This is a genomic window from Streptomyces sp. NPDC086080 (genome assembly GCF_044540255.1).
Taxonomy (GTDB): domain Bacteria; phylum Actinomycetota; class Actinomycetes; order Streptomycetales; family Streptomycetaceae; genus Streptomyces.
This window is the reverse complement of the sequence record NZ_JBITRU010000002.1, coordinates 169,937-187,076: the sequence shown is the minus strand read 5'-3', so window position 1 is coordinate 187,076 and position 17,140 is coordinate 169,937. Positions and strand designations below refer to the sequence as shown.

Annotated in this window: 15 protein-coding genes; 9 read left to right on the top strand and 6 right to left on the bottom strand. The window is 72.7% G+C overall.

The features are described 5' to 3' along the window. Position 1 precedes the first annotated feature (1 nt). The 3 genes from ACIF9R_RS02950 to ACIF9R_RS02940 all read left to right on the top strand — a co-directional run bounded on the left by ACIF9R_RS02950 (position 2) and on the right by ACIF9R_RS02940 (position 4,024). Positions 2 to 1,375 carry an MATE family efflux transporter gene (locus tag ACIF9R_RS02950; RefSeq protein WP_399973429.1) on the top strand — a complete coding sequence of 458 codons (1,374 nt, stop codon included), beginning with the start codon at positions 2 to 4 and terminating at the stop codon, positions 1,373 to 1,375. Then, positions 1,372 to 2,556 (top strand): glycosyltransferase, encoded by a 1,185-nt coding sequence (locus tag ACIF9R_RS02945; protein WP_399973427.1) that lies wholly within the window; start codon positions 1,372 to 1,374, stop codon positions 2,554 to 2,556. The genes ACIF9R_RS02950 and ACIF9R_RS02945 overlap by 4 nt, the downstream gene beginning before the upstream one ends. Before the next feature lie 340 nt (positions 2,557 to 2,896). After that, positions 2,897 to 4,024: a hypothetical protein gene (locus ACIF9R_RS02940; RefSeq protein WP_399973425.1), complete on the top strand. Its 1,128-nt coding sequence runs from the start codon at positions 2,897 to 2,899 to the stop codon at positions 4,022 to 4,024. A 204-nt stretch (positions 4,025 to 4,228) separates the two neighbouring features. Here ACIF9R_RS02940 and ACIF9R_RS02935 read toward each other — a convergent pair whose 3' ends face one another. Continuing rightward, positions 4,229 to 5,284, bottom strand: coding sequence for an ArsR/SmtB family transcription factor (locus ACIF9R_RS02935; protein WP_399973423.1), 1,056 nt, complete (start codon positions 5,282 to 5,284; stop codon positions 4,229 to 4,231). A 237-nt stretch (positions 5,285 to 5,521) separates the two neighbouring features. Between ACIF9R_RS02935 and ACIF9R_RS02930 the strand changes: the two genes are divergently transcribed. The 3 genes from ACIF9R_RS02930 to ACIF9R_RS02920 all read left to right on the top strand — a co-directional run bounded on the left by ACIF9R_RS02930 (position 5,522) and on the right by ACIF9R_RS02920 (position 8,714). Continuing rightward, complete coding sequence (locus ACIF9R_RS02930; RefSeq protein ID WP_399973421.1) at positions 5,522 to 6,337, top strand: M23 family metallopeptidase; 816 nt, start codon at positions 5,522 to 5,524, stop codon at positions 6,335 to 6,337. Between the two features lie 356 nt (positions 6,338 to 6,693). After that, a complete protein-coding gene (locus tag ACIF9R_RS02925; protein WP_399973419.1) occupies positions 6,694 to 8,034 on the top strand; it encodes a ferric reductase-like transmembrane domain-containing protein in 1,341 nt (446 codons plus the stop codon). A 116-nt stretch (positions 8,035 to 8,150) separates the two neighbouring features. Then, positions 8,151 to 8,714, top strand: coding sequence for a hypothetical protein (locus tag ACIF9R_RS02920; protein ID WP_399973418.1), 564 nt, complete (start codon positions 8,151 to 8,153; stop codon positions 8,712 to 8,714). Positions 8,715 to 8,780: 66 nt separating this feature from the next. Here the strand turns inward: ACIF9R_RS02920 and ACIF9R_RS02915 are convergent, their stop codons facing one another. The 3 genes from ACIF9R_RS02915 to ACIF9R_RS02905 all read right to left on the bottom strand — a co-directional run bounded on the left by ACIF9R_RS02915 (position 8,781) and on the right by ACIF9R_RS02905 (position 13,312). After that, a complete protein-coding gene (locus tag ACIF9R_RS02915; protein ID WP_399973415.1) occupies positions 8,781 to 9,416 on the bottom strand; it encodes a hypothetical protein in 636 nt (211 codons plus the stop codon). A gap of 147 nt (positions 9,417 to 9,563) precedes the next feature. Further along, positions 9,564 to 10,064 (bottom strand): hypothetical protein, encoded by a 501-nt coding sequence (locus tag ACIF9R_RS02910; RefSeq protein ID WP_399973413.1) that lies wholly within the window; start codon positions 10,062 to 10,064, stop codon positions 9,564 to 9,566. Between the two features lie 347 nt (positions 10,065 to 10,411). Further along, positions 10,412 to 13,312: a BTAD domain-containing putative transcriptional regulator gene (locus ACIF9R_RS02905; RefSeq protein ID WP_399973412.1), complete on the bottom strand. Its 2,901-nt coding sequence runs from the start codon at positions 13,310 to 13,312 to the stop codon at positions 10,412 to 10,414. Between the two features lie 334 nt (positions 13,313 to 13,646). On the opposite strand from ACIF9R_RS02905, the gene ACIF9R_RS02900 reads away from it, so the two are divergent. Together ACIF9R_RS02900 and ACIF9R_RS02895 are read left to right on the top strand one after the other, a co-directional pair. After that, on the top strand, positions 13,647 to 15,041 hold the full coding sequence (locus ACIF9R_RS02900) for an FAD-binding oxidoreductase (protein ID WP_399973409.1): 1,395 nt from the start codon (positions 13,647 to 13,649) through the stop codon (positions 15,039 to 15,041). 88 nt (positions 15,042 to 15,129) lie between these two features. Continuing rightward, the gene (locus ACIF9R_RS02895) at positions 15,130 to 15,510 is read left to right on the top strand and encodes a DUF6000 family protein (RefSeq protein WP_399973971.1); all 381 of its coding nucleotides are present in this window, start codon (positions 15,130 to 15,132) and stop codon (positions 15,508 to 15,510) included. A gap of 17 nt (positions 15,511 to 15,527) precedes the next feature. On the opposite strand, the gene ACIF9R_RS02890 is transcribed toward ACIF9R_RS02895, so the two are convergent. Together ACIF9R_RS02890 and ACIF9R_RS02885 are read right to left on the bottom strand one after the other, a co-directional pair. Next, complete coding sequence (locus ACIF9R_RS02890) at positions 15,528 to 16,064, bottom strand: CbrC family protein (protein WP_399973406.1); 537 nt, start codon at positions 16,062 to 16,064, stop codon at positions 15,528 to 15,530. Positions 16,065 to 16,130: 66 nt separating this feature from the next. After that, positions 16,131 to 16,487, bottom strand: a complete 357-nt coding sequence (locus ACIF9R_RS02885) for a hypothetical protein (RefSeq protein WP_128839843.1) — start codon at positions 16,485 to 16,487, stop codon at positions 16,131 to 16,133. A gap of 96 nt (positions 16,488 to 16,583) precedes the next feature. Between ACIF9R_RS02885 and ACIF9R_RS02880 the strand changes: the two genes are divergently transcribed. Then, positions 16,584 to 17,126 (top strand): hypothetical protein, encoded by a 543-nt coding sequence (locus ACIF9R_RS02880; protein ID WP_399973403.1) that lies wholly within the window; start codon positions 16,584 to 16,586, stop codon positions 17,124 to 17,126. The last annotated feature ends 14 nt before the right edge of the window (positions 17,127 to 17,140 follow it).

Sequence of the window (17,140 nt, the reverse complement as noted above, 5' to 3'; positions counted from 1 at the left end):
CGTGCCGGACCTGACGCGGGGCCCGGTCCTGACGGGCATCGTCGGCATCGCGGCCCCGCTGGCCCTGGCCAACCTGCTCCAGCAGGGCTACCTGCTGGTCGACAGCGCGGTCGTCGGCCAGTACGTGGGCGTCACCGGGCTGGCCGCGCTGGGCGCGGCACAGCCCCTGTACTCGATCCTGACCTCGCTGTTCATCGGTGTCTCCGGCGCGTTCACGGTACGGCTCGGGCACCTCGCCGGCGCCGGGCGGCGCGACGATCCGAGCACGCTGCTGGCGCTGGCGGCCTGCACCGGAGTGTGGTCGGCGCTCTGCGCCGCGGTCGCGGTCCTGGCCGCGGAGCCGCTGCTGGCGCTGACGGGCGTGACCGGCGAGATCGCCGCCGAGGCCCGCACCTTCGTGGTGACGCTGTGCTCGGGCATGGTCGCGGTCTACGCGCTCGGCGCGGTGTGCGCGGTGCTGACCGGCCGCGGCGACGTCCGCCGGGCCACCGGTCTGATGATCGCCGCGAGTGTGCTGAACGCGGTGCTCGCCTGGCTGTTCGTGGGCCCCTGGCGGCTCGGGATGGCGGGCGCGGCGCTGGCCGTGGTGGCCTCCAACGCGCTGACCGCGGTGGTCGGGCTGACCCGCCTGGTGCGCGAGCAACGCCGGCCGCGGCCGGCCGGGGTCACGGCCGCCGCGGTGCGCGCCGAGGTGTGGCGCGGCCTGCGGATCGGCGCGCCGATGGCCGTGCAGTACCTGCTGATCGGCGTCGGCGTGCTGGTGCTGGTGTGGATCATCACACCGTTCGGCGAGGAGGCCCTCGCGGCGCTGACCGTCGTCGCCCGGCTGGAGCTGCTGACCAGCGTGCTGTTCCTCAACCTGTCCGGCGCGCTGATGGTGTTCACCGCGCAGAACACCGGCGCCGGCCGGACCGAGCGGGTCCGCGAGGGGGTCCGTCACTCCGTGTGGCTGGGCGTCGCGCTCACCGCGCTGGTGTCCCTGCTGCTGCTCGTCGGACGCGGGCCGATCGCCGCGCTGTTCTCCGGCAGCCCCGAGACCCGGCTGGTGACCGAGCGGTACATCCTCATCACTGCACCGTTCTTCCTGTGCTACACGCTGACGGTCGTGCTGCACGGCTGGTTCAACGGCATCACCCGCACCGTCGTGCCGCTGATCTGCACGGTGGCGTCACTGGGCGTGGTCCGGCTGCCGTTGTCGTACGCGCTGGGCCACGCCTGGGGAGTCGACGGCATCATGTGGGCGACGGTGATCGGCTGGGCCGTGGGGCTGGGCTACACGCTGCTGGCCACCCGGCAGGCGGTGACCGCGCCACGGGCCGGCCCGGACGAAGAGACCGGCGTGACGGCGCAGCCGGACGGGAGGGCCGTCCGATGATCCGGTCGTTGTTCGTCAGCGACATCCTGCCCCGCCGCCCCGCCGGCGGCGCGGTGCAGCGGATGGACCTGGTCACCGGGACGCTCGCCGCGCTGGGCCCCGTGGACGCGCTCTTCCTCGCGCCCCCGGACACCGTGCCGCCGCCGGAGGAGACCGTCCGTTTCGCCCGCACCGGGGTCGCCGCCGTACCGCCGTACACGGGCGCCCGCGCCTTCCTGGAGATCGCCGCGCGCGGGCCGTCCGCCGCCTACGCCGGTCACCAGCGGCGCACGCTCGCGCCCGTCCTGCCCGGCTGGTCGACCGGCACCCGCTACGACCTGGTGTGGTTCAACCGGGAGCGCTCCTGGCTGCCGCTGCGCGGACGGTTCACCGGCCGCACCGTCGTCGATGTGGACGACTTCGAGGACGTGCTGATCCGCCGCTGGTCGCGGCTCGGCCGGGGCGTGTGGGGTGTGCCGCTGACGCCGTGGCAGCGCGTGCAGGCACGGCGTTCGATCGCCTGGTGGGGCCGTGTCCACCGGCGGGTGGCGCGGGAGGCGGACGTGGCCGTGGTCGCCTGCGCCCACGACGCCGCACGGCTGGGCACGGGGCGGACGGTGGTGGTGCCGAACACCTACCCCGCCCGCCCGCCGGAGCCACCGCGCACCGGCCGCGGCACGACCATCCTGTTCCAGGGCTCCTTCGACTGGGCGCCCAACGCGGACGCCGCCGCCTGGCTCACCGGTGAGATCCTGCCGCGGATCCGCGAGCGGGTGCCGGACGCGAGGGCCGTGCTGGCGGGCGCGTCCACCCCGGACGTCTCCGCGCTGGCGGGCCCGCACGTCGAGGTCACCGGCGTGGTCCCGAGCATGGCGCCCCACCTGCGCGCCGCCGACCTGGTCGTGGTTCCGCTGCGCGTGGGCAGCGGAACCCGCATCAAGATCCTGGAGGCGTTCGCGCACGGCGTGCCCGTGGTCAGCACCACGATCGGCGCCGAGGGCCTCGACGTGGTCCCCGGCGAGCACCTGGCCCTCGCCGACACCGCCGAGGAACTGGCCCGGCACTGCGCGGACCTGCTCACCGACCGGGCCCGCAGGGACGCGACGACCGCCGCCGCGAGCCGGCTGCACGCCGGCCGGTACCTGCCCGAACACGCGGCCGCCCGCGTGCGGGAGGCGGCTCTGCGGGCGGTCGCGGGTTAGGCCCGGCCTCCGGGAGCGGCGGGGGCCGCGCCCGCGGGGAGGCCGGGAACAAGGCCCGCGGGGAGAGCGGGAACAAGGCCCGCGCAGAAGGCGGGGACGAGGCCCGCGGCGAGCGCCGCGGGCCTCGTCCCCGTCACCGCTCGCCGCTCGCCGCGTGTCACCGGATCTCCCGGCCCTGCGGCGGCTTTGCCGGCCCTTTGCAACGCGTGGTGCCTCCGCCTCGTCTCTTCGAGCGGCCATGAGGCAGTCGGTCCGCTTCCCGGCGGAGCACGACCGCGCCGCACCGACATGGCGTCCACAAGGATCACTCACCATCACTCACCTCGACCCAGGGTTGGCTATGCTCCGTTCACTCCGTGGGAAACGTGTCCGTCCCGGCGCCGTCGCCGTGGCACTCGCCGCCGCGATCACCGTCCTGACGGCCGGTCCCGGCTCACACGCCGACGACGCCGCCGTGACCGCGACCGTGGCCACGACCGACGACACGGTCGCGGCCGTCGAGTACGACCTGGGGGACGAGGTGTTCACCGACCCGCAGGACTGGCACGGCGTCTCCGAGGTCCGGGCCGTCGTCCACTACCCGCGCACCATCGACGGCAAGCTGCCGGTGATCGTCCTGCTGCACGGTCAGCAGCTCCCCTGCTACTCCCCCCGCGAGGAGGACTGGCAGTGGCCGTGCCCGCCCGGTGTCGAGCCGTATCCCAGCCACCGGGGGTACGACTACCTCGCCGACGCGCTGGCCCGGGACGGCTTCGTGGTGGTGGCGCCCAGCGCGAGCGGCCTCAACCACCACATGGGTGTCGCCCCGCAGCGCGCACGCCTGGTCAACCGGCACCTGGAACTGCTGAGGCAGTTCACCACGACCGGCGACGGGCCGCTCGCCGGTCACTTCACCGACGTCCGGACGGGTGAGCCGGTCGACGCCGATCTGAGGGACCGTCTCGACCTGAACCGGGTCGGCACGATGGGCCACTCCGTGGCCGGCGAGGGTGTCATGTACCAGGCCGCCGAGGGCAATCGCGGTGAGCTGCCGGACGGCGTACGGATCCGCGGTGCGGTCTCCCTCGCCTCCCCCGGCCCGAGCGGGTTCTTCGACACTCTGGTCAAGGGAGCGCCGTTCGCGGTGATCTCGACCGGATGCTGGTCGCTGGGGAACGAGTCGTACTTCGAGAAGGCACGCGGCCGGTCGCACACCGAGGGCTTCCTGCTCCGCCTGGTCAAGGGAAACCACAACTTCTTCAACACCGAGTGGACCGACGGGCCCGAACCGAGCGGCGGCGACGACACCACCTGCCCGGACACCGCGGGACGGCCGACCCCTGAGCAGCAGCAGAACCTCGCGGTTTCCTACCTGCGCGCCTTCTACGCGTACGCCTTGAAGGGCGACCGGTCCGCGCTTCCGGTTCTGACCGGCCACGGGCAGTTCCCGGGTGTCGACACGGTGACGAAGAGCACGAAGCGCCGCTGACTGCCGCTGACCGCCGCGGGACCCCGGTGGACAAGGCCGACCAACGGGCCCCCGGCCCGTCCCTCGGGCGGCGTCACGGTCACCGGCACGTCAGGGACCTGACGGCCGTGTGCACCGTCCTCGACGGCGGTGCCGGGATCGGCCTCGCCATCGGACGGCGAACTCGGTCGCGGCCGCCCCGGGCGCGGTGGCCCACCGCGCCCGTCACGGCGCGTTCTGCCGCCGGCCGGGGACGCGGACGCCGTCACCCCGTCCTCCGTCGAGCAGGTGCCGGCCACGAGGAGTCAGCCGGTGGGTGACATGCGCTCCGGTGCGTTCGCTCGCGACGAGTCCGGCGTTTCTGAGCACGGTCAGGTGTCCACTCACCGACGACGCCGGCAGCGCGAGGCGAGCCGCCACGTCACCGGTGGTGCGGGTGGTCACGAGGGCTGTCAGCACGCGCGCGCGGTTCCTCCCGAGCAGCCGCGCGAGGGCCGCGTCCGCGTCCCGGTGGACTCCGGGCCGGGTGCCGGACAGGGCCGCGGGCGGGTCGTCGTGGTGCAGCGGATAGACCACGACGGGAGGCAGCCGGGGGTCGGCGATCGCCACGGGCCGGGTGTGGCAGAAGAAGGAGGGGACCAGGCGCAGCCCCCGTCCCCGCAGGCGGATGACGCGGTCCACGGGGTACGGGGCGCTCAGGACGGGATCGCGCCACACGAAGGGCGGGAACGAGGCGAACACCGCCCCCAGCCCCCCTTCGAATGCTTCCATCCGGCGCGCCCGATCGGTCTCGCCGGTGGCCTCGACCTCGCTCCAGTCGGGGGCGAGCAGGCTGCCGTGCACCGTGCCGACGGCGTTCGCCACGTCGTCCAGCACCGTGCGGTCACCGGCGGCCAGGCGCCGCGCCCAGGCCGGCAGGGGACGGTGACGCGACGCCTCGCGCATCTCACGCTCCAGCCGGGCGCGTGAGGTCTCCCGCAGGACGCGCAGGCCGGCGGTGAGTCCCTCCTCCGACTCGGCGGGGGTGAGGAAGTCCGGCCAGTAGGAGGCGTCGGACGGCGCGAGAGCGTGCAGCATGCGGAACGCGGCCCGCACCTCCGCCCGTCCGGCACGCTCACGTGCCCGGCGGCGCCACAGGCGTAACCGGGCCGGGAGCCGGTCCGCCGGGGTGGTCAGCACGTGCAGGCCGAGCACGGCCTCCCACATGGGGTCCGGCGAGCGGGCGAACCGCACATGCAGGAAGTCGGCAGAGGTGAAGTGGATGCTCAGCGTTCCGGCCATGTCCGGGATGAAACAGCCTTGGTGCGTCCGGCGGAAGACTCGTTCCCGGCGCCGCCGGGCCGGGGCCGCCCGCCTGGGCCTTTCGGCCGACATGGAAAAGCTCCCCCTGCCTGGCATGGACACGCTCATACACTCGGGCCCGCGATCCGAATCGTCCCGTGTGCGCACGCGCGCACACGTCCGGGCCGACGCTCCCCCGAGTCGCCGGCCCGGCTCCCCCCAGAAGGGCCATGTGCCGTGTCACTCAGACGTCTTCTGTCCGTCCTCCTCGCCGGCGCCCTCGGGGCCTTCGGCCTCGTCGCTCTCACCGCCGCCCCGGCCCAAGCAGCACCGAACTTCAAGGCGCCCTACCCCTGCGGCCAGCAGTGGACCTACAGCCATCACTCCGCCGAGGTCCGCCTCGCCCTGGACTTCGTACGCTCCGACGGGGGCGCCACCTCGGGCGCCCCCGTGCTGGCCTCCGCGTCCGGAACGGCATACCGCTACTACGAGGCGGGCGGTGCCGGCAACTACGTGGTCATCGACCACGGCGGCGGCTGGAAGACCTACTACTTCCACCTGTCCGCCTACTCGATCAGCCACGGCCAGGGCGTCACCCAGGGCCAGCGGATCGGCACGACCGGCTCCACCGGCGCCAGCACCGGGGCCCATCTCCACTACGAGCAGCTCTACAACGGTGTCGGCCAGACCATCCGGATCAACGGCGCGTCCCTCGCCCCGTACCCGGGCTCGTACTACCAGAAGTACCTGACCAGCGACAACGGTTGCTCCGGCGGCGGCACGTACTGGGTCGACACCTTCGCCAACGCACCCGGGTACGCCTCACCCACCAGCACCTCCCAGACGGGCACGCTGTACGCGGGCACCAACTACGTGTTCTGCAAGGTGTGGGGCCGCGAGATCCGTGACGGCGCCGGCAACTACAACCACTGGTGGCTGCGCACCGACCTCGACGTGGGTCCCGCGAACCAGTACGTCTCGGCGTACTACCTCTCCCGCTGGGGCAACGACGAGGCACGGGACAACAACGGGACCGTCATCCCCACCTGCTGACCGGCCGGGGCGCCGGGCCGGGGAGCACGGGGCGCGAGTATGCGGGCGGGGACGGTGACGAGGGCGGACCGGAGGCACGGGGTGTGCCTCCGGGTGACCCGACCACGTACCAGGACCGTCACGTCGTCGGGCCGGCCCCCTGTGCTCCCCGGCCCCGCGAACCGAACCACTCGCGCCCTCCACCGCCACCGAGCGCCCCGACACCGGCAGATTGGACGGTTCCGGCCTGAACACATCGGGACCCCGCCGCCGTATCCTTACCCGATCGAGGGTGCGCTCCGGCCGGACTCCTTCGGTCTTCACGGGGTTTGTACGGGGGCCGCGCGCGCCGCGGCCACGGGGGATGTGAGGCGACCATGGCGGCGACGGGCAACGCGGTACGGGGCGGCACCCTGCTTCCGGTGGAGGCGGCACGCTGGGCGATGTGGACCTTCGTCGTCGCCAACACGGTGATCGTCGAGGCGCTGTTCCTCACCGCCGGTTCCGGCAAGAACGGGGTGCTCACCGTCGCCAAGTTCTTCGGCCTGCACGCGGCGTTGTTGATGCTGTTCCAACTGCTGCTGGTGGCCCGGCTGCCGTGGCTGGACCGCCGCATCGGAATGGACCGGCTCACGGTGTGGCACCGCTGGGTCGGCTTCTCGCTGGTCTGGACGGTCCTCACCCACGCCACGCTGGTGGTGCTCGGCTTCGCGACCCTCGACGACGCCTCCATGGGGAAGACGTTCGTCGCGCTGAGCGGGGTGCCGGCCTCCCTGCTGGGCATGCTCGCCGCGGCCGTCATGGTCGTGATCGCCGTGGCCTCCACCCGGTCCCTGCGGCGACGGCTGCGGTACGAGGTGTGGCACGGTCTGCATCTGCTGCTCTACGTGGCCCTGGGGCTGTCGTTCGTCCACCAGTTGCTGGAGACCACGACGTTCACCTCCTCCGCCTTCGCCACGGCCTACTGGTGGATCCTGTGGCTGTTCGCCTTCGGCGCCCTGCTGACCGGGCGGGTCGTCATGCCGCTGTGGCGCAACGCGTACCACCGGTTCCGTGTGGTGGCCGTGGTGCCCGAGTCGGACAACGTGGTCTCCGTGTACGTCACGGGCCGGCACCTGGACCAACTCCCGGCTCGTGCGGGCCAGTTCTGCATCTGGCGGTTCCCCGGGCACAACCACTGGTGGCTGGCCAACCCCTTCTCCCTGTCGGCGGCGCCGGGCGGAGGAGGGCTGCGTCTCACGGCGAAGGCGGCGGGCAGTACCAGCGCGGGACTGCGGAACGTCCCGGTCGGCAGCCGCGCCTTCGTCGAGGGACCGTACGGGGCGTTCACCTCGCTGCACCGGACCCGGCCCGGCGCCCTGCTGATCGCCGGCGGCGTGGGGATCACGCCCGTACGGGCCATGCTGGAGGAACAGGCGACCGGTGACGTCGTCGTGCTGTACCGGGTGCGCAGCGAGGCCGACGCCGTGCTGCTGAACGAGGTGCGCCACCTGGTCGCGCTCCGGGGCGGACGACTGCACCTCCTCACCGGCAGGACCGGTGAGGGCGGCGCCCCGCCGTTCGGCCCGGGCAGCCTGCACCAGCTGGTCCCCGACATCACCGAACGCGACGTGTACGTCTGCGGCCCGCCCGCCATGACCGCGGCGGTACTCGCCGGCCTGCGCGAGCTGAGGGTCCCCGCGCGGCAGGTGCACGCCGAGCGGTTCGGCCTGGCCTGAGCCCTCGTTCCACACCTGCCACTGGAGCAGCGCGCCAACCCCATGGCCGCCCGGGAACCGGCGGCCACCACCCCGGCGAGCCCGAGAACAGACCGGAACGCACCATAGGAGTCGGCTTGACCCTTCGCATGGAAACCAGGCGGCACACCGCTCTTCTCCTGGCGGCCGCGTTGGCGACCGGAGCACTCACCGGGTGCCAGACCCTCGCGGACGCCGCCTCCGCCGCAGGCTGCGAGGGTACCGAGAGCCGGGTCGACGAGCTGAAGTCCTACGGCGTTCTCGGCTCCCGGCCTCGAGGGACGATCGAGCCCGAAGGCTTCGAAGGCCTTGACGCCGGCTGCTGGGAGGACAGCGGCGAGGCACAGCTGTACGTCGAGCGTACGTACGTCTTCCCCGGCGACAGGGCAGCCGTGACACAGCACTACCGGGCCGCGGCGGAGCGGGAGGGCTGGCAGCCGTCCCCGGCCACCCGGCAGTCGTCGACGGCGGACCGGCCCGCGAACCTGTGCTTCACCCGCGGCGAGGCGGACGACGCCGCGATGCTGGACGTCCACTTCCTGACCAAGGACATCCTCGACGACGAAGAGAGCAGGCCCGGCCCCGAGTTCACCAAGGGAGCCGGCTACCGCGTGGCCGTCACCTCCTCGGCCGACGGCTCCGCGACCACCTGCTCGGACTGAGGCCGGACCGGTGTGCACGCCGCTTCGGTCACAGGGCCCTCCCGGTCTTCGTCCGGTCCGGGCGGTTCACTTCTCCAGGTCGGCGCGCATCGCGACGATCAGCTTCTCGGCCTCGGGGACGGTGCTGTTGGGGAAGTGGACTACTCCCGCGGTCGTGTCGTCGGCCCATCCGCAGATGACGTCGCCGTCCTCGACGAAGGAGGCCAGCAGGCACTCCACCGAACCGCCGAGCGGGCCGGGGTCGCCGATCGGCTCGGCCTGCGGGGGCGTGTCCTCCCACTTGAGGTGGTCGAGCATGCCCCGGAACAGGTACTCCCGGCGCGTGGTGGTCTCCTCCGGAACGTTGTCGACGGCGACGACGAGGACGTTCGCCTCCCGGCCCTGCGAGTCTTTGCGCAGATACAGCTGCTCCACCAGGTTCATGCCGTCGCGCATGTCACCCGGATCGACGGGGAGGTCGCTCAGCGCGGCCTCGCCGGTCGCCTTGGGCAGGCCACCCGCCTGGGCGGCGTCGACGACCCGCCGCGTGCCCCCCTGGGTGTCGTCGGAGGCGGGCGACCGGTTGTCCGAGGGCGTCGCCGCGGCGGACGAAGCGCCGGCGGTCAGGCTCGGGTCGGCTTCGAGTTCGCTGGGCTGACAACCGGTCAGCAGGACCGCGCCGATGGCGGCCACAGCGAGAACGGGAACGCGTCGGATACGCATGGGTGACTCCCCCGTGAGGACCGAAGTCCTCGTCGTTCGAATGGATTGCATGGACTTTCCGTAGATCGTCCGGACTCGGTGCGCCGGGTGACCGGGTGACACAAGGCGCTCCGGGAAACGTGATGTCGCGGCTGTTCCGCGACCCGTTCATGATCGGCCGACCGGCTTGGAATCCGCTGGAAACGTCACCGGGCCGACGCGAGAGGGACACGCGGCGTCCGGGGTGCCGCGGTCCTCAGCCGCCGACGAGGACCTACTCGTCCCGGTCAGGGCCGCGAGGTGGCGGTCGCCTGCGCCGGAGGGACCCGCATCCGGTCCCGGCCCTCCGGGCCTGCCGGCATACCGGACCCGGGGGGCCGGCCGCATCCGCCCGGTCGTCACCAGCAGCCCCCCGTCCTGTTCCACGGGTCCCTGCCCCGTCCGCTGGACCGTCACCGGCAGGCCCAGGGCCGCGGCCCACCGCACGGTGCTGACGACGTCCTGCGGGCACATGGCACCCACCACGGCCACGGGGTGGTGCAGGACGGCCGTGCGGCAGTCGGCCAGTTCCTCGCCCAGCCCGGGGTCACCCGGGACGAAAACGGGTCCCGCCACGCCCGAGCGCAGCGCGGCCAGGTCATCGAAGGACAGCAATCGGGTTCTCGGCATGGCAGGGTTCCTTCCTCCGTCGAGCGGCAGGTCCGGCGTTCGGACCGCGCGACGCCCGGCGGTACGTCAGGAAGACGCTCTTCGGACCGCTGCGACTGTCGCGCCACGTCAGACCACCCACTCACCGAGCGGGCGGTCGTACCGGAGTATCGGCGGCCGCTCTGCAAGGCCCCTGGAACCGGCGGAGGTCCCCTCGGTCCCGGCTTTCCAGCGAACCCCAAGCGGACGGGGCCAGCCTGGTGTCCCGGAACGGGGACGCACGACGGTGGTGGGGTACGGGGGGCCTCACCACCGTCGTCATCACCCGCCGTGGGACGGGCGCACCGGTGTCCGGACCGCGGTGCGTGTCACGGACGAGGACGCACGTCCGCTCCCGCTCCCGCTCCCGCCTCCGCCTCCACGTCCGCCCCCGCCTCCGGCCCCAGGCCGGTCACGGAGCGGTACATGTACTCGTTCATCTCCGCGGGCGACAGCTTCCGGCCCGCCTCGTAAGCACGGACGAAGTCCTCCGCGGACAGCGCCTCCCGCACGAGCACGGCGTGCCCCGGCCCGTCGATCGGATCCATGGCGACCGGGGAGTACCCGATGCGGGAGCCCTGCTCCTCGACGACGCCCAGGAGCATGGCCCCGGTGTCCCTCCGGCCGGTCAGCGTCAGCGCGGCGGCGGTGGCGTGGGCGATCGCGAGCCATCCGGTGACGTCGCCCTCCTCCTCGATGGAGCGCAGCGCACCCAGACCCGCCGTCAGGGCCTCGGCGGGCCGTCCCTCGGCGATGTCGCTCTTCATCAGCAGCCAGGAGGACGACGCCTGGACGAAACGGTGACCGCAGGTCCTGGCCATGTCCCTGGACCGGACCAGGACCTCCCGGGCGCGGCCGCTCGGTCCCGTCATGCGCAGCAGCATCCCGAGGACCATGAGCGCCTCGGCCTCCAGCCAGGGCTCACGCGAGATGCGGGCCAGTTCGACCGCCGCCTCGGCGATCTTCTCGGTGCCCGGCTTGCCCAGCAGCCCCTCGAACAACGCGCGGTAGGCGAGTGCCCCGGCCTCGGTCCTGAGGTCCTCGGCCTCCCGGGCGTGCCGCGCCGACTCCGCCGCCGCGCGGGCCGCCGTGGCGAAGTCCCCCAGCAGGTAGGACAGCGCCCCCATCCCGATCAGGGCGCGCGCCCGCGGACCCGGCGCGCCCTCGGGGCAGATGTCCAGGGCCGCCTTCAGCCAGCCCAGGCCCTCGGCGATGTGACCCCACCGGTACCAGTAGCGGTGCAGGGCTCCGGCCAGGCGGAGCGCGTACTCGGCGTCCCTGGACAACAGCGCGGAGGTGAACGCCGCCCGGATCTCCGGCAGGTCCCGCGTCGTCTGCTCCATGGCCGTTCGTGCGTGCTCGCCGTACAGCAGATTCTCGGCCGCCTCGGCCCGGCCCAGCACCCACGACCGGTGCGCCGCCTGGGCGGCGGTCAGCACGGCCGGATCGGCGTTGCGGCGCGCGAAGTCCTTGAGCGTCTGGAGCATGCGGTAGCGCCGGGGACGGCTGCCGGCCTCCGTGGCGAGCAGGGACTTGCGGACGAGCGCGGTGAGTTCGGGGAGCACCGGGCCGCCGCCGACCGCGGTGGCGGCGTCCAGGTCGAATCCGCCCGCGAACACGCTGAGCCGGTAGAACAGTTCACGCTCCGGCGGGTCCAGCAGCCGGTGGCTCCACTCCACGGTGGCCTGCAGCGCCCGGTGCCGGGCCGGACCGATCTCCGGGCCGCCGACGAGCACCGCGAACGGATCGTCGAGGGCCCGCGCGATCTGGTCCACCGCCAGCATGCGGCACTGGGCGGCGGCCAGTTCGATGGCCAGCGGCAGCCCGTCGAGTTCCTGGCAGATCGCCTCGCCGGTGGCGATCTCGTGGCTGTCCGGAACCCAGCCGGGAACCGCGGCGGCCGCCCGGGCGAAGAACAGCTCCCGGGCCGCTTCGGGCGGCAGCGGCCCGACCTCGTACACCACCTCGCCCGCCACGCCCAGCGGCTCACGGCTGGTGGCGAGGATCCGCAGTCCGGCGCAGTGCGACAGCAGGTGTGCGACGGTCCCCGAGGCGGCGCTCAGGACGTGTTCGCAGTTGTCCAGGAGCAGCAGGGTGGTGCGGGCGCCGAGCACCTGCGCCAGCCGTTCCGCCGTCGTGGCGTCACGGAAGCCGAGCACGTCGGCGATGTCGGCGACCAGCAGCCCGGGGTCGGGGTCCTCCAGGTCGGCGAGTTCCACCAGCCACGGCCCGTCCTCGTCGTCGCGCTCGCGGGCCGCCTCCAGGGCGAGCCGGGTCTTGCCGATGCCGCCGGCACCGGTGAGCGTGACCAGGCGGTGCTCCCGGAGCAGGGAGCCGACGAGGGCCCGCTCGTCGTCCCGCCCGACCAGTCCGGTCAGTGCCAGGGGCAGCCGGCGACCGCGCCGCCCCGGGGACGCGGGTTCGATGTCCACCGCCGGCCGCACCATGTCGGCGACGGGCGGCGCGACGGAGTCGTCCTGCTCCAGCAGCGCCACCTCCAGGCGGTGCAGCGACGGGCCCGGGTCGACGCCCAGTTCCTCCGCGAGCACCCGGCGGGCCGTGCGCAGCGTCGCCAGCGCGTCGCCCTGCCGCCCCGACCGGTACAGGGCCAGCGCGAGCAGTTCCCAGCCCCGTTCGCTGAGCGGCTGCTCGGCCGTGTGCTTCTCCAGGTCGCCGATGACCGCGGTGTGCCGCCCACGGGCCAGCTCGGCGGTGAACAGGTCCTCCTGCGCGGACAGTCGAAGTCCGTGCAGCCGGGCGGCCTCGGGCACGGCGAACGCGTACTCGGCGAACTCCTGGTAGGCCGGGCCCCGCCACAGCCCGAGCGCCTCACCGAGCACGCGGGCCGCCGCGTCGGCGTCCCCCGAGCGCACGAGGCGCTCACCCTGTGCGGCGAGTTCGGTGAACCGCTCCGCGTCCACCTGCTCCGGCCGCAGACGCAGGGTGTACCCGAGGCTCTCCCGGACGATCAGCTCCGCCGAGCCACCGAGCGCGCGTCCCGGCTCGAGCACCTTGCGCAGGCCCGCGATGTACGAGTGCAGCGTGGCCGGGGTGGGGGCACTCCGGCCGTCCCAGGCGTCGTCGATCAACGCCTCCTGCGGCACCAGCCGGCCGCGGGCGGCCACCAGGACCGCCAGCACGGCACGCTGCCGGATGCCCCCCAGCGCGACCGGGCGGCCGTCCACGCTGGCCGAAACGGACCCCAGTACGCCGATGCGGACCTCGTTCATTCAGTGCCCCGTCTCTCGGATGGAGCAAGAGAATGCCAGATGGAGCCGTCAAAGCAGAACGGGTTGTCGGTATTCGGACATTTGGTCGCCACCGCGATCCGGCCACACACGCTGCCCCGATACGGGTGAAGGCGGACTCCGGAACCTTTCCAGCGGCCTTGAAGGCCGCTGGAAACGGGGCGCAGCCGTCTGGAACGACGTTCCAGCTCCCTCACAGAACCGGCTCACAGGATCGTTTCCGGCCGCCCGGCCAGGCACTCCGCGAGGAGACCGGCCACCGGACCGGCCGAACCGTCGCGAAGCCGCTTCTTCTCAGGACTGGAGACACATTCCGATGCCCACGCCACTGATCCCCCACCACCCCCTCACCGACGACGACATACGGCTGCTGCGCTCCGAGGTGTCGGGCCCCGTGTACCTGCCGGGCGACCCCGGGCTGGCCGAGGAGGCCGCCGGTTTCGACCTGGCCGTCGTGCGCCGCCCGGTCGCCGTGGTGGCGGCCGGACGCGCACAGGACGTGGTGGCCGCGGTGCGGTGGGCCGCCGAGCGCCGCGTCCCGGTCGCCGTCCAGGCCACCGGGCACGGAAGCGTGCCGTGCGACGGCGGGCTGTTCGTCAGCACCCGCAGCATGCGTGGAGTCCTCGTCAATCCCGAGCGGCGCCTGGCGCGCATCGAGGCCGGGACCCGCTGGCGCGAAGTCGTCGACGCCGCCGCCCGGCACGGTCTCGCCCCGCTGAGCGGCTCGTCCTCCGCCGTGGGAGCCGTCGGCTACACCCTCGGCGGCGGCCTCGGACTGCTCGGCCGGGAGTACGGTTTCGCCGCCGACCACGTGACCGCGCTCGACCTGGTGACGGCCGACGGCCGCCTGCGGCACGTGACGGCCGACGCCGAGCCGGAGCTGTTCTGGGCCGTCCGCGGCGGACGGGACCAGTTCGGCATCGTCACCGCCATCGAGGTCCGCCTCTTCCCGGTGACCACCCTGTACGCGGGAGGCATCTACTTCACGGCCTCCTCGACGGCCTCGGTGCTGCACGCCTACCGCACCTGGGCGCCGACGCTTCCGGAGTCGGCGAGCAGTTCCGTCGCCCTGCTGCGTCTGCCGCCGCTGGAGAGGCTGCCGGAGCCCCTGCGCGGCATGTTCGTCGTCCACCTGCGGTACTCGTACAACGGCCCGGCCGAGGAGGGTGAGGCGCTGCTCGCACCGATGCGGCAGAGCGGGGAAGCGGTGCTGGACCACATCGGTCGACTGCCGGTCACCGAGACGGACTCGGTGTGCCAGGACCCCACGGAACCCATGCCGCTCTGGCACCAGGGGGGCCTGCTCCGCTCCCTCGACGCCGACACGGTCGAGGCCCTGATCGCCGCGGCGGGCCCGCAGGCCGACGTGCCGCCCCTCGCCGTGGAGATCCGCCAGCTCGGCGGCGCCCTGTCCCGTCCCGCGTCCCCGCCGAACGCGGTCGCCGGCCGTGACGGCGCGTACTGCCTGCACGTGGTCGGTCCCCTGCTGCCTGGTCTGGAGGAGGCACTCCCGGCGGCCGGCAACGGCATCGTCGACGCGGTGAAGCCCTGGTCGACCGGCGGCGCGCTGCTCAACTTCTGCTCCATCTCCACCCCGGAGGAGACGGCCGCGGTGTGGGGCGCGGAGGACCACGCCCGACTCCTCGCCGTCAAGCGCGCCGAGGACCCGTCCGGCCTCTTCCGCTTCGGGCCCGCGCTCTGCGACGACTGATGGAGTCACCGAACGGCCGGTGTGACGGACGGTACGGGCACGCGTCACCATCCGTCACGCGGCATTCCGGACGGCCGTCGGGTGACAGCTGCCCGGGTCCCCGGGTCTTCGCAGGCCGCGGCGACCCGGTACAGCCCGGCGGGGCGGGCAGGGCCGCACGGCAGCCCTCCACCAGGCGGCCGCCCGATTCGGCACCCACGCCGACGCCGAGATCCTCACCGCCTACCTCGACCACTACCTCCCCCGCACCGACCTCCACTACGACCAGCCCGCAGCCCTAGGCGCCCTCCTCCGCCTCGACGCCCTCCTCGGTACCCGCCACGCCGACCGTTTCACGGAGCCCGACGGCCTCTGGGACGAGTGGGTCAAGGGCGTGGGACGCCTCGGCTACCCCAGCTACGCCCCCGCCGAACAGCGCCGCTGGACAGACCTCCACTGCGAGTTCGCCAACGGCTGGACCCGGCCGTAGCAGCCGCCTGACTGCGGCTACGTGAAGTCCGCGTACGCCATGTATCGGCCGCACGTGCGGCACATGAAGAGGTAGCCCGTGGGCTGACTGTCCTTGTCCAGAGCACCCAGATAGCTCTCCACCGCCTCGACAGACCACCCCCATGCGCCAACCTCGCTGCGCAGCGCCTGCAGGGCATCCGGGAACATGGCCAGCTCGGCCGTCCCGACCGCCCCCAGGAACGCCGCACCATCACCGCAGTGGAAGAACCACTGCGGGTCCTGCCAGGAGGAGAAGCCCGGCGTACACGCGTCGACGGACATCACGACCTCAAGCGGGACATCGTTCCCTACCGGGTCACCAATGAAGTGTGCGTCGTACTTCGCAGCCGCGCTGCCATCCGCGATGCACCACGGGCACAGCAAGCTGGAAAGTTCCTCGACCGCGTACACCGGACCCACGTAAATGAACCCCCGCGCCCTCCCGCAGCAAAGGCACGTCGTGCTGGACTCAACGACCGCCCCGGTCGCCAAGGGGTCGGGGTGGTAGGGAAAACCGGGCAACTCCTCGGACATGCCGGTCACGCTACCTGCGCGCAGGAAGGCCGTGCCGGACTGCACCCGCCCTCGGTCCGAAGGCGGTCACGGCCGCAGCAGCCGAGCCTGCGGGTCATAGCAAACGAGCCCCATCGATGCCGCGAGATCGGCGGCGTAGGCCGAAGCCTCCTCGGCCATGCTGTACCGCATCGGGAAGTAGATGAACGGCCCGGACGCCTCGCCGATCAACGGCCCCGTCGACCAAGGGGAGGTGTCCTCCTCGTCTTCCGTGAGATCTACCCACCGCGCCAAGAGCCCAGCAACGTACTCCGCGATACGCGGTGAGGGTGGAAACTCTTCCTCCGTGTCGATGTAGCGGTCGTACATCTGCGTGAGGACCTCGCCCGCGATCACATCGTCAGCGGGCTTGCTGCCTTCCCACACCGCCAGGTCGTAACTCATGGCCGAACTGTGCCACGCCCTACTGACAGCACCGGCTGGCGTCGACCAGCAGGCCAGCTGCACCAGACGTCCGACGGCGCTGTTACGTTCCGTCCCATGACCGCATCAGACGACCTGCTCCGCCGGATCGAGCAGGAGCCTTCCCTTGCCACCGCGCTCGCCTGGCCTGGCGATTTCGATATTGAGCGCCGGGATCCCATCGAGGAACTTGCCCTTTCTACCAGGATCCCCCTACACGCGATAGCCGGTTGCGGCGCCGGCGGCACGTACTACCTGTGCGGGGATGCTGAGGCCGACGAGAGGCCCGTCCTCTACGCCGACTCTGAGGGACAGGCCACACTGATCGGCGCCGACCTCGTCGAGGCCATCACGCTCATCGTGGTGCTGCCCTTCTGGCGCGACCTGGCGAAGGGCTTCGCGATCAGCGAGCTTGGCTCGGACCTTCGGGCCGACCACCCGGACTTCGACGCCGAGCGCGACCGCCTTCTGCACGCCCTCGGGCTTGCCTCCATCCCCGAGGAGGAGGCTGCCGCTCGCCTGCTGGCTGTGGCTGCACGCACGGCCCCGGACTACGTGCCGCGCGTAGCGGACGACGATCACCTGTCGTACGAGCTTCTGTTTCCGAGCAGCCCCGCATAGCGAAGCCAGCGCTT

What these genes read in the sequence shown, in the direction of transcription:
- ACIF9R_RS02880 (WP_399973403.1), top strand. Translation starts at nt 16,584, where the DNA reads ATGACCGCATCAGACGACCTGCTCCGCCGGATCGAGCAGGAGCCTTCC.
- ACIF9R_RS02945 (WP_399973427.1), top strand. Translation starts at nt 1,372, where the DNA reads ATGATCCGGTCGTTGTTCGTCAGCGACATCCTGCCCCGCCGCCCCGCC.
- ACIF9R_RS02885 (WP_128839843.1), bottom strand. Translation starts at nt 16,487, where the DNA reads ATGAGTTACGACCTGGCGGTGTGGGAAGGCAGCAAGCCCGCTGACGAT.
- ACIF9R_RS02900 (WP_399973409.1), top strand. Translation starts at nt 13,647, where the DNA reads ATGCCCACGCCACTGATCCCCCACCACCCCCTCACCGACGACGACATA.
- ACIF9R_RS02890 (WP_399973406.1), bottom strand. Translation starts at nt 16,064, where the DNA reads ATGTCCGAGGAGTTGCCCGGTTTTCCCTACCACCCCGACCCCTTGGCG.
- ACIF9R_RS02940 (WP_399973425.1), top strand. Translation starts at nt 2,897, where the DNA reads ATGCTCCGTTCACTCCGTGGGAAACGTGTCCGTCCCGGCGCCGTCGCC.
- ACIF9R_RS02915 (WP_399973415.1), bottom strand. Translation starts at nt 9,416, where the DNA reads ATGCGTATCCGACGCGTTCCCGTTCTCGCTGTGGCCGCCATCGGCGCG.
- ACIF9R_RS02925 (WP_399973419.1), top strand. Translation starts at nt 6,694, where the DNA reads ATGGCGGCGACGGGCAACGCGGTACGGGGCGGCACCCTGCTTCCGGTG.
- ACIF9R_RS02935 (WP_399973423.1), bottom strand. Translation starts at nt 5,284, where the DNA reads ATGGCCGGAACGCTGAGCATCCACTTCACCTCTGCCGACTTCCTGCAT.
- ACIF9R_RS02910 (WP_399973413.1), bottom strand. Translation starts at nt 10,064, where the DNA reads ATGCCGAGAACCCGATTGCTGTCCTTCGATGACCTGGCCGCGCTGCGC.
- ACIF9R_RS02905 (WP_399973412.1), bottom strand. Translation starts at nt 13,312, where the DNA reads ATGAACGAGGTCCGCATCGGCGTACTGGGGTCCGTTTCGGCCAGCGTG.